This window comes from Mesorhizobium sp. 8 (assembly GCF_006351905.1).
Taxonomy (GTDB): domain Bacteria; phylum Pseudomonadota; class Alphaproteobacteria; order Rhizobiales; family Rhizobiaceae; genus Mesorhizobium; species Mesorhizobium composti.
In genome coordinates, this window is the sequence record NZ_CP040914.1 from 1,408,064 (window position 1) to 1,419,252 (window position 11,189).

General features: G+C 66.2%; 12 protein-coding genes. 4 read left to right on the top strand and 8 right to left on the bottom strand.

Translation table 11 applies throughout. The annotated features are described in order from the left end of the window. Positions 1-12 precede the first annotated feature (12 nt). The 3 genes from FGU64_RS06615 to FGU64_RS06625 all read left to right on the top strand — a co-directional run bounded on the left by FGU64_RS06615 (position 13) and on the right by FGU64_RS06625 (position 2,894). Positions 13-1,056, top strand: a complete 1,044-nt coding sequence (locus FGU64_RS06615) for a sulfate/molybdate ABC transporter ATP-binding protein (RefSeq protein WP_139951514.1) — start codon at positions 13-15, stop codon at positions 1,054-1,056. A 173-nt stretch (positions 1,057-1,229) separates the two neighbouring features. After that, positions 1,230-2,216, top strand: coding sequence for a thiosulfate ABC transporter substrate-binding protein CysP (gene cysP, locus FGU64_RS06620; protein ID WP_139951517.1), 987 nt, complete (start codon positions 1,230-1,232; stop codon positions 2,214-2,216). Positions 2,217-2,444: 228 nt separating this feature from the next. Further along, positions 2,445-2,894, top strand: coding sequence for an Rrf2 family transcriptional regulator (locus FGU64_RS06625; RefSeq protein WP_139951520.1), 450 nt, complete (start codon positions 2,445-2,447; stop codon positions 2,892-2,894). Between the two features lie 13 nt (positions 2,895-2,907). On the opposite strand, the gene FGU64_RS06630 is transcribed toward FGU64_RS06625, so the two are convergent. Beyond that, positions 2,908-4,140: an MFS transporter gene (locus tag FGU64_RS06630; protein WP_139951523.1), complete on the bottom strand. Its 1,233-nt coding sequence runs from the start codon at positions 4,138-4,140 to the stop codon at positions 2,908-2,910. 150 nt (positions 4,141-4,290) lie between these two features. Between FGU64_RS06630 and FGU64_RS06635 the strand changes: the two genes are divergently transcribed. Beyond that, the gene (locus tag FGU64_RS06635; protein ID WP_180375642.1) at positions 4,291-4,584 is read left to right on the top strand and encodes a DUF3175 domain-containing protein; all 294 of its coding nucleotides are present in this window, start codon (positions 4,291-4,293) and stop codon (positions 4,582-4,584) included. Positions 4,585-4,602: 18 nt separating this feature from the next. On the opposite strand, the gene FGU64_RS06640 is transcribed toward FGU64_RS06635, so the two are convergent. The 7 genes from FGU64_RS06640 to FGU64_RS06670 all read right to left on the bottom strand — a co-directional run bounded on the left by FGU64_RS06640 (position 4,603) and on the right by FGU64_RS06670 (position 11,146). Continuing rightward, positions 4,603-6,153 (bottom strand): alkaline phosphatase family protein, encoded by a 1,551-nt coding sequence (locus FGU64_RS06640; RefSeq protein ID WP_139951530.1) that lies wholly within the window; start codon positions 6,151-6,153, stop codon positions 4,603-4,605. Between the two features lie 25 nt (positions 6,154-6,178). Then, on the bottom strand, positions 6,179-6,952 hold the full coding sequence (locus tag FGU64_RS06645) for a FadR/GntR family transcriptional regulator (RefSeq protein WP_139951533.1): 774 nt from the start codon (positions 6,950-6,952) through the stop codon (positions 6,179-6,181). Positions 6,953-7,025: 73 nt separating this feature from the next. After that, positions 7,026-7,796: an ATP-binding cassette domain-containing protein gene (locus FGU64_RS06650; RefSeq protein WP_136352729.1), complete on the bottom strand. Its 771-nt coding sequence runs from the start codon at positions 7,794-7,796 to the stop codon at positions 7,026-7,028. A gap of 10 nt (positions 7,797-7,806) precedes the next feature. Continuing rightward, positions 7,807-8,511 (bottom strand): ABC transporter permease subunit, encoded by a 705-nt coding sequence (locus FGU64_RS06655; protein WP_139951536.1) that lies wholly within the window; start codon positions 8,509-8,511, stop codon positions 7,807-7,809. Positions 8,512-8,516: 5 nt separating this feature from the next. Then, positions 8,517-9,239, bottom strand: coding sequence for an ABC transporter permease subunit (locus tag FGU64_RS06660; protein WP_139951539.1), 723 nt, complete (start codon positions 9,237-9,239; stop codon positions 8,517-8,519). Between the two features lie 101 nt (positions 9,240-9,340). After that, positions 9,341-10,180, bottom strand: a complete 840-nt coding sequence (locus FGU64_RS06665; protein ID WP_139951542.1) for a transporter substrate-binding domain-containing protein — start codon at positions 10,178-10,180, stop codon at positions 9,341-9,343. Positions 10,181-10,378: 198 nt separating this feature from the next. Further along, a complete protein-coding gene (locus tag FGU64_RS06670; protein ID WP_139951545.1) occupies positions 10,379-11,146 on the bottom strand; it encodes an IclR family transcriptional regulator C-terminal domain-containing protein in 768 nt (255 codons plus the stop codon). Positions 11,147-11,189: the final 43 nt, after the last annotated feature.

Genomic DNA, 11,189 nt, shown 5'->3' on the forward strand with positions numbered 1-11,189 from the left:
AGGGAAAAAGCGATGGAAGTTCGCGTAGCCAACGTGCGCAAGGAATTCGACCGGTTTCCGGCGCTGCACGACGTGTCGCTCGACATCAGGTCGGGCGAACTGATCGCGCTGCTGGGGCCGTCCGGCTCCGGCAAGACGACGCTTCTGCGCCTCATCGCCGGACTGGAACGCCCGACGCGCGGAAAGATCTTCTTCGGCGAGGAAGACGCCTCGCTGAAATCGATCCAGGAGCGCAACGTCGGTTTCGTCTTCCAGCACTACGCCCTGTTCAGGCACATGACGGTCGCCGACAACATCGGCTTCGGCCTCAAGGTGCGCCCCGGCGCCACCCGCCCGCCGGCGGAGGAAATCCGCCGCCGCGCCTCCGAACTGCTGGATTTCGTCCAGCTCTCCGGGCTGGAGAAGCGCTATCCGGCGCAACTGTCCGGCGGCCAGCGCCAGCGCGTGGCGCTCGCCCGCGCCATGGCGATCGAGCCGGCCGTGCTCCTGCTTGACGAACCTTTCGGCGCGCTCGATGCGCAGGTGCGGCGCGAACTGCGCCGCTGGCTGCGCGACATCCACGACACCACCGGCCACACGACGATCTTCGTCACCCATGACCAGGAGGAGGCGCTGGAACTGGCCGACCGCGTCGTCGTCATGAGCCAGGGCCGCATCGAACAGGTCGGCACGGCGGACGAAGTCTACGACACGCCCAACTCGCCCTTCGTCTACGGCTTCATCGGCGATTCCAGCTCCCTGCCGGCAAGGGTCGAGGACGGCCAGGTGTGGCTTGCCGAAAGGCCGATCGGCCTGTCTGCGCCCGACCTGCCGGCCGGTGCCGCGACGCTGTTCTTCCGGCCGCACGACGTCGAACTGCTCGACGGCTGCGGCGGCTGCATCGCCGGCACCGTCGTCAACAGCCGCCGCGTCGCCGAGACGCGGCGCGTCGAGCTGGAAGTCGGCGGCGACCGGCAGCGGGTCGAGATCGAACTACCCATCGACCATGCCGCGGCGAACAAGAGCCGCATCGCCTTCCGCCCGCGCAAATGGAAGCTGTTTCCGCGCGCGGACTGAGGAAGCCAAATGCCGCTGATCGCATCCCGCGATCGTTGGAATATCATTCCTCGCGGATGCCTAAATATGGGATGATATCCTAAGGCGTCTTCACCATGGAAACCGCGGTTTCTCGTTTTCGGATGGGCGTCGGCTATGGTTCCGGCAGATTTCTCGCATCCCACGGAGCCTTCATGAAACGCCTTCTTCTCGCCGGCGCAGCCGTCGCCTCCCTGCTGTTCGCCAGCACCTCGGCCTTCGCCGCCGACAAGCTCTTGAACGCCTCCTACGATGTCGGCCGCGAACTGTTCGTGGCCATCAACAAGGCGTTCGTCGAGGAACACCCCGGCGTCACCGTCGACCAGTCACATGCCGGCACCTCCAAGCAGGCGCGCTCGATCGTCGAGGGGCTCGGCGCCGATGTCGTCACCTTCAACCAAGTTCCCGACATCGACTTCCTGGTGAAGAACGGCTACGTGGCCGCCGATTGGCAGAAGGCGCTGCCGAACAACGCCTCGCCCTTCTATTCGCTGCCGTCCTTCCTGGTGCGCGCCGGCAACCCGAAGAACATCAAGGACTGGGACGACCTCGTGCGCGACGACGTGCAGGTGATCTTCCCTAACCCCAAGACCTCGGGCAATGCGCGCTACACCTACCTGGCAGCCACGGCCTACGCCAAGGAGAAGTTCAACAACGACGAAGCCAAGGTGAAGGACTTCGTCGGCAAGATCTTCGCGCACGTCCCGGTGTTCGACACCGGCGGGCGCGGCGCCACCACCACTTTCGCCGAGCGCGGCATCGGCGACGTGCTGATCACCTTCGAGTCCGAGACGCAAGGCATCGCCAGGGAATACGGCACCGACAACTACCAGCCGGTGACGCCGTCGGTCAGCCTGCTGGCCGAGTTCCCCGTCGCCATCGTCGACAAGGTGGCGAAGGAGCATGGCAGCGAAGACCTCGCCAAGACCTATCTCGATTTCCTCTACACGCCGAAGGCGCAGGAAATCGAGGCCGAGTACAGCCTGCGCGTCCACGACGAAGCGGTGGCGGCCAAGTTCAAGGACAAGTTCCCGCAAGTCCGCCTCGTCACCGTCGAGGACGTCTTCGGCGGCTGGGAGAAGGTGCAGGCCGAGCACTTCGCCGAGGGTGGGCTGCTCGACCAGATCTACGGCAACCGCTGACCGACCGATCATGAACGACGAAAGGCCGGCGACACGCCGGCCTTTTGCGTTTGCGGCTTGTGGAAACCGCCCTCACTCCGTCGACACGGCGCGGTCAGGAACCGTCAACGTCTTTGGAATACTATACCAAGTCGCTGGAATTTGTTTAAACCACCCTGCGCCCGCCGCGATCTGTGCAAGAACGGCTGGTACACAGGACGGACCGGAACAAGGCGGATCATCGCGGGCATGCTCACCAAGAAAGGCAAATACGGGCTGAAGGCGCTGGTGCATCTGTCGCGGCTGCCGGACGGTCAGTTGGCCTTCGTCCACGACATCGCCGACACCAACCACATTCCGAAGAAATTCCTGGACGCCATCCTCGGCGAACTGCGCAACGCCGGTTTCGTGCAGAGCCGCAAGGGCAAGGAAGGCGGCTATCGGCTCGCCCGCCCGGCCGCAGACATCAAGATCGGCCATGTCATCCGCGTCCTCGACGGCCCGCTGGCGCCGATCTCCTGTGCCAGTCGCACCCGCTACGAGCGCTGCGAGGATTGCGACGAGGAGACCTGCGCGGTGCGTCACATGATGCTGGAGGTGCGCCAGGCCATTGCAGACGTGCTCGACAACCGCAGCCTCGCGGCCATGCGCGATGCCGACAACGACGATTTTCCGATGGAACTGGCCACGCACCAGTAGCGGAGCGACGGTCTCACGAGCGAGCGGGCAGAGCCCGCCGCGCCGACCAGAAGACCAGCACCATCGCGGTTACGTTCAGCAGGTTCCAGGCGATGCCGTTGAGGAAGGCAGCGCTGTAGGAGCCGGTCAGGTCGTAGATCCAGCCCGACATCCAGCCGCCGATCGCCATGCCGAGAATGGTCGCCATGATGACGATGCCGACGCGCTGTCCCGCTTCCGCCGCCGGCATGTATTCGCGCACGATCACCGCATAGCAGGGCACGATGCCGCCCTGCGACAGGCCGAAGATCAGCGACACCACGTAGAGCGAAGCCAACCCGTCGAACGGGATGTAGAACAACAGCGCCAGTCCCTGCAGCACCGAACCGGCCAACAGGGTCCTGATGCCGCCGATGCGGTCGGCAATGAATCCCGACGCCACCCGGCTGACGATGCCCGCCGCCATCATGATCGACAGCATGTCCGCGCCGCGCGCCACGCCGTAGCCGAGGTCCATGCAATAGGCGACGATGTGGACCTGCGGCATCGACATCGCCACGCAGCAGCCGAGACCGGCCACGACAAGCAGCGCCTGCAGCCCCGCGGGCGACAACGCTATCGGCAGGACCGGCCTGCCGCCGTTCCCGCCGCCGGCTTCGGCATGCGGCGGCTTGGCGCGCAGCATCAGCGTCAGCGGCACCATCGTCACGAGACAGATGATGCCGATGACGACATAGGCGGTGCGCCAGCCTTCCGTCCCCGCGACGCTGGGGATAACCGCCGGCCAGAGCGTGCCGGCAAGGTAGCTGCCCGTCGCGGCGGCCGAGACCGCCACGCCGCGGCGCCGGTCGAACCAGTGCGAAAGGTCGGCGATCAGCGGGCCGAAGGTGGAGGCGGTCCCCACCCCGATCAGAAGGCCGTGGACCAGCGAGAACTGCAGGACAGACGTCGTCAACGATGCCGCGATAAAGCCAAGGCCGAGCAGGATCGACGTCACGAACGCCGGAATCCAATAGCCGATCCGGTCGATCGCACGCCCGATCACGACGTTGCCGACGGCAAAGCCCAGCATGGTCGCCGTATAGGGCAGCGACGCGTCCGCCCGGTCGACGCCGAATTCCGCCTGCACGGCCGGCAGCACGACGATGACGGCCCACATGCCGACGCCGCCGATGGTGCCCAAGGCCAGGGAGACGACCAGGCGCATCCAGGCCTGCGGTCCGTCGATCGGCGAGGCCGGCGCGCGCATTCCATTTGCAGAAAGCATGACAAGCTCCGTCGCGGCCGGAATCCGCGTCCCGGCGCACTATTTAGCCATATGAAGCCGGACGGCAGCGCCAGCACCACGGAAGCGGTCGCTCCAGCGGCCGGAACCCCTTCCCGCTCCATCCATTGAAAACACGGAAAGGAGACGATGATGGCTACCGCCCACAAGGAAAAATGGTCTGCCGACGTGACCGAGCACAGCGATGCGCTGGATCTCGAGGAACACGTCTTCGAGCAGCACGACCCGAAGGCAATCGCGGCCTCGCTGAAACGCTCGGCTGAGCGCAGCGACCGCCGCAAGGCCGAACCGTTCCGCTCGGCCATGTCGATGCTGACCTTCTACATCAACCGCGCCGGCAAGAACCTGCCGGACAAGCAGAAGAAGGTGCTGGAGGACGCCAAGGATGAGCTGCGCGCCGCCTTTGGTCGCGAAAAAGAGGATTGAGGCTGTCCTAGCTCTCTCTCAGGGCCGCGACACCAACCCGTCCTTGGTGATGAACATATTGGTCAGCGTTCGGTCGGCATGGCTGAGGCGCCAGTCCAGCATCTTCTGCGCATAGGCGAGCACCGTCGCGGCCATCTCCGGCCGGTCGGCGAGGTTCTGCGTCTCGTGCGGGTCGTTGACCATGTCGAACAGCAGCGGCGGCAGGGCGGCGAAGTGGACATATTTGTAGCGCCGGTCGCGCACGGCCGCATAGCTGCACTGGTCGGAGGAAATCCCGAGCGTCGTTTCCGCCTTCTGCGTCGCCACGGTGCGGAAGTCGTGCTCGAAGAACACCGCATCGCGCCAGTCCTGCGGCGTCCCACCCTCGATCAACGGCAGCAGCGAGCGGCCGTCGCAGGCGCGCGGCACCGGGCGTCCCAGCCAATCGAGAATCGTCGGCATGATGTCGACCGCCTCGGTGAAGGCGTCGACGCGCGATCCGCGGGTGCCATCAGCCTCCCGGCGCGGATCGCGGATGACCAGCGGCAGGTGGAAGGCCTGGTCGAAATAGATTTCCTTGCCCCAGGCGTGGTGCTCGCCCAGCATTTCGGCATGGTCGCTGGTGACGATGATCAGCGTGCGATCGTATTCGCCGGTCGCCTTCAGATGCTCGACGATGCGGCCGAGATGGTGGTCGACCTCCGAAATCAGCCCGTAATAGGTTGCCCGCATCTGGCGGATTTCGAGATCGTCCGCCGAAATCGGATCGAACGGGCTGTGCTCGTCATAGCGGCCGGGCTCGCTCATCCGCTCCAGTTCGTAGCCGAGCATCGGGTGCTGGCTCTTTTCCGCCTCCAGCGAGGCCGCGCGCGCCGGCAAGGCGACGTCGGCGGGATCAACCATGGCGTTGTAAGGCTCCGGCGCGATCAGCGGCGGATGCGGCCTGAGGAAGACGAAATGCGCGAACCATGCACTGTCGCGCCGCGCTGAGACCCATTTCAGGAAAGCGTCGGTGAGGAAGGCCGCTTCGCTATGCTCGGCCGGATAGACGGTCGGGATATAGCGGAAGCCGCGATCCGCCGGCTTGTCGAAACCGGGCTTCGGTTTGAACACGTCGTGGCGTCCGCCGGGCAGGTCGTAGCCCTTGGCGAGAAGGTCGGCGATCCATTCCTCCATCTCGTCGGGCAGGTGAAGAGCCGCCTCGAAGCCCGGCATGACGCTTTCATAGGTCGTCAGCGCCGGATCGTTGGCGTCGAGATCGCGCGGGTCGGCGCTGGTGTCGGTATAGCCGAACAGTGCCGGCCGATAGCCGGCCTTGCGCGCCTCCAGCGCGACGTTTGTGTGGCGGGCGTCGAGCGGCGTGCCGTTGCGCCCCGAGCGATGGTTCATCAGGTAGAGGCCGGTCAGCAGGCTGGTGCGCGAAGGCCCGCACGGCGTGCACTGGCCGAAATGATTGGTGAACAGCACGCCGTCGGCGGCCAGCGCGTCGAGGTTCGGCGTCTTCACGTTGGGATGACCGAGTGCGGAAATGCAATCGCCGCGCCACTGGTCGGCGCAGATGAGCAACACGTTGGGCCGTTGCGCGGTCATTCGTTCGCCTCGTCGGTTGGCGGTGTCAGTCGCTGGATTGGCCCGGATAGGGGCCGATGATCTTGTCGGTGTTGGCGAGCAGGCGCCGCACCGCGTTGCGTGCCGCATCCGGGCGGCGCAGGCGGATATTGCGCTCGATCGCCTCGTGCAGCTTCTGCGCATGGTCGAGGTCGTCGCCCTCGCGCGTCACATAGCGGAAAAGATGGTCGAAGGCCGTCTCGATCAGCACGCCGAGCGGCACCAAAAGGTCGTTGCCGGCGGCGCGCAGGATGGCGAGATGGAAGCGCGTGTCGGCATGCGTGCGCTCCTCCAGCGAGGTCGCCGCCGCCATGGCGCGGCAGGCACCGCTTATCTCCTCCATCTGCTCGTCGCTGCGCCTCAGCGCGGCAAAGGCCGTGGCCTCCGGCTCGATGATGTAGCGGAATTCCTGCACGGTGCGCATGAAGGTGTCACGCCCCGGCGAGGTCGCGTACCAGGCCAGAACGTCGCGGTCGAGCAGGTTCCAGCGCTCGCGCGGCTCCACCCGACTGCCGACCTTCGGGCGGGAGGCGAGCAGGCTCTTGGCCATCAGCATCTTGATCGCCTCGCGCACCGCCGAGCGGCTGACGTCGAAGGTCTGCGACCACTGCGCCTCGTTGGGGAGGATCGAGCCGGGCGGATAGTCGCCGCGCACGATGCGCGAGCCGATCTCGTCGGCAAGCGCGGCATGCACGCTGCCGCTCCTGCGCGCGGCGCCCGCAGCCGTCCGGCTTGCTGCCGGTCCCTGCGCCGGCCCCTTCCTGGGCTTGTCCTGGCTCATCCCTGCCTCTTCCTCATGGGCCGACACGCTATACGCGCACACGCCCGAAAGCGACAGGTCAAAGGTGATCGCCTCACGCCTGGAAATGGCCGATGAACTGCCGGAAGGCCGGCGAAGCCCCGGCACCGAACATCTCCTGCGGCGATCCCATCGAATCGACCAGCCCCTCGCGCATGAAGGCGACGCGGTTGGAGACGTTGCGGGCGAAACCCATCTCGTGCGTGACGACCAGCATCGTCGTGCCCTCCTCGGCCAGCGCGCGCATCACGCGCAGCACCTCGCCCACCAGTTCGGGATCGAGCGCCGAGGTCGGCTCGTCGAACAGCATCAGCTTGGGCTTCATGGCGAGCGCCCGCGCGATCGCCGCGCGCTGCTGCTGGCCGCCCGACAGATGCGCCGGATAGGCGTTCGCCTTGTCGCCGATGCCGACCTTCTTCAGCAGCGCATGCGCTTCCTCCACGCATTCGGCACGCGGGCGTTTGAGCACATGCACCGGCCCCTCGATGACGTTCTGCAGGATGGTCATGTGCGACCACAGATTGAACGACTGGAACACCATGCCGAGTTCGGCGCGGATGTGGTCGACCTGCTTCTGGCTCGCCGGGCGGTTCCGGCCTCCCTTCTGCACCATGCGGATCTGCTCGCCGTCTACCCATACCTCGCCGCTGTCTGCGACCTCCAGCAGGTTGATGCAGCGCAGGAAGGTGGATTTGCCGGAACCTGAAGCGCCGAGCACCGAGATCACGTCGCCGTCGCGGGCCTCCAGCGAGATGCCGCGCAACACTTCATGGGCGCCGAAGCTCTTGCGGATGTCGCGAACCGAAAGGCGGGGGACTTCGGGCATGAACGCTCCGTTACGCTTTCGCCGCCGGCGGCGCGGCGCGCAGGTGGCGTGAGAGGAAATGTTCGAGCAGCGCCATGGCCTGCAGGACGATGAAATTCAGCACCAGGTAGATGACCGCCGCGCACAGGAACACCTCCATGGTGCGGTAAGTGTGCGAGATCAGCCGCTGCGCCACGCCGGTCACCTCCCAGACGGTGACGAGGCTGGCCAGCGAGGTCGACTTCATCATCAGCACCACCTCGGTCGAGTACGCCGGCAGCGCGAAGCGCAGCGCGATCGGCGCGATGATGCGGCGCACCAGCAAAAAGCCCGACATGCCGATGGCGCGCGCCGCCTCGATCTCGCGCGGCGGCACGGAGCGGATGCCGCCGCGAAAGATCTCGGCCGAATAGCCGGCGGTGCACAGCGCCAGCGACAGCACCGCACAAACGAACGGCTCGCGCAGCAGCGGCCACAACGGCCCGTTGCGGATGAAGTCGAACTGCGCCAGCCCGTAGAAGACGAGGAACATCTGGATCAGCAGCGGCGAGCCGCGAAAGACGAAGATGTAGCCCTTGGCGAAACCGGCGAGATGGCGGTTGCCGCCGACGCGCATCCACACGATGACCAGCGCCAGAACGCAGCCGATGGACACCGAAAGCGCGAACAGCGCCAGCGTCACCGGCAGCGCCTTGAGCAGCGTCACCATGGTCGAGGAAAGGAACTCGATATCCATGGCGCTCAGACCTGTCCCATCGCCGACGGCATGGACCGGTTGGCCCGCCGCTCGGCCCGGTTGAACACCTGGTCGGACAAGCTGGTGAGGATCAAGTAAAGCGCGCCGCCGACGATGAAGAACAGGAAATACTGCCGCGTCGAGCCGGCGGCCACCTGGCTGGTCCGCATCAGTTCGGCCAGCCCCGTCACCGAGATCAGCGCCGAATCCTTCAGGCTCAGCTGCCAGACATTGCCGAAGCCGGGCAGCGCATAGCGTAACACCTGGGGCATGATGATGCGCCGGAACCGCAGGCCACGGCTCATGCCGATGGCAGAGGCCGCCTCCAGTTCGCCCTTGGCGACCGCGAGGTAGGCGCCGCGAAAGACTTCCGCCTGGTAGGAGCCGGAAATGATGCCGACGGCCAGCGCGCCGGCGGCGAAGGACGGCAGGCCGAGAAAGCCCTCGTAGCCCATCGCCTGGCCGATGGCCGTCACCGCCGAGGAACCGCCGAAATAGATGAGATAGATGATGAGCAGTTCCGGCACGCCGCGAAAGATGGTGGTGTAGACGCTGCCGAGGAAGGAGAGCACGCGGTTGCCGGACAGCTTCGCCGCCGCGACGACGGCGCCGAGCACGGCGCCGATCAAAAGCGCCACCGCCGTCACCGCCAGCGTCACGCCGGCGGCGACGAGAAGCAGCGCGCCCCATCCCGTGGAGCCGAAACCCAGCAGTTCCAGTGTCGAAATGGCTGCGCCCTCCCCTCTGCGGCCAGCCTTTGTGGCCGGCTTCTATACTCGGCCGTGCGGCTCACGCCCTCCGCATGAGCCGCACAAGCCAGTGGCAGACCTTACTTCGGCGAAACGTCGGTCTTGAACCACTTTTCCGACAGCGTCTTGACCGTGCCGTCGTCAAGCGCTGACTTGATCGCCGCGCTGAACATGTCGCGCAGGTCGGTGTCGGACTTGCGCACGCCGAGCCCCTCGCCCGCGCCCCAGATGGGGCCGACGATCTGCGGACCGGTGAAGGCAAGTTCGCCCTTGGCGGCGTCGAAGGCGCTCTGGAAATAGACGCTGTCGTCGAAGCCGAGGTCGATGCGGCCGTTCTGCAGGTCGATGTCGCGGTCGGCGCCGGTCTTGTATTCGCGCACCGTGGCGGTATCGCCGAAATTGTCATAGATGAACTTGGCGTAGACGGTCGCCGCCTGGATGCCGATGGTCTTGCCCTTGAAGGCTTCCTTCAGCGCCTCGACTTCCTTCACGCCGGTCTGGCCGACATCCATCCGCACTTCCGTGCCGGTGCCGGCGGCATTGGCCAGCGCGTTGTCCTTGGTAGTGGCGAAGGCGGCGGGCGTCGCCGCATAGGGGATGGTGAAGTCGATCACCTGCTTGCGCTCGTCGGTGATCGACAAGGCGTCCATGATGATGTCGAACTTACCGGCATTGAGCGCCGGGATCATGCCGTCCCAGTCGGAAGCGACGAGCTTGCATTCGACCTTGGCGCGCTCGCACAACACCTTGGCCAGTTCCGGCTCGAAGCCGCCCAGCGTGCCGTCCGGATTGGTCATGTTCCACGGCGCGTAGGCGCCTTCCAGTGTGATCGTCACGGTCTTCCACTCCTTGGCGGAGGCGGGACCGGCGAGGCCGGCGAGCGCAACGGCGCCGGCGACGATGAAGTTACGGAATTTCATGGAGTGTCTCCTCTGGGACCGGCCACAAGCCCGATGGCCGATTGGATACCCGGCGCCGGATATGGTTCCGGTCGTCGCGGCGGCCGTTGCCGCCGGGGTTTGGCAGGCACCTTATGAGAGGCGCTTTGTCCGGCGCAAGAGGCAGCGCGCGGCAACGAGCCTGTAGCCGTGCAGAATCCACGCCGGGCGGACGGCGCCTCAGACGAAGAAATCCTCGATGCCGGCCGCCGTCTCCTGGAGCCGGGGCAGGAACAGGCGCTGCATCTCCGCCGCCGAATGGCGCGCCGATTGCGTCGAGGCATTGAGCGCGGCGACGATCCTGCCCGAACGGTTGCGCAGGGGAACCGCGAGCGAGCGCAGGCCGACCTCCAGTTCCTCGTCCACCGCCGCATAGCCGTCGCGGCGCGCCCCGGCGACGATGTCGGCCAGCCTTTTGCGGTCGGTGACCGTCCTGTCCGTCCTCGGCAGGAGGCGGGTGCCGGCGAGGAAGCTGTCGAGTTCGCCCGCATCCATGGCCGAAAGCAACACGCGGCCCATGGCCGTGCAATGGGCCGGAAGTCGGGCGCCGACATGCAGGTCGAGGCTGACGATGCTCGGCCCCTGCACGCGGGCGACATAGACGATGTCTTCCCCGGCCAGCACCGCCGCCGAGCACGATTCTCCCAGCGCCACCGCCGTCCGGCGCATGAACGGCTCGGCGAACGCCCACAGCGACGTGCCCTGCAGCCACGTCCGCGCCAGCGACAGCAGGCGCGGCGACAGGGTGAAGATGCGGCCGGTCTGCGTGGCGTAGCCGCTCGTCACAAGGGTCAGCAGGAAACGTCGTGCGCCGGCGCGCGTCAGCCCCGCTTTTTCGGCGGTTTCCGTCAGCGTCAGGCCGCCGGGATGGGCGGCGAGGATTTCCATCACGCCAAGCCCTCGTTGGAGCGAGCCCACATGATCCTTCGCGGCCGGCGTCTCGTGCATGGTAAGTTCTCCGAACGGCACCGAACCCGTCCCGCCGAATTGA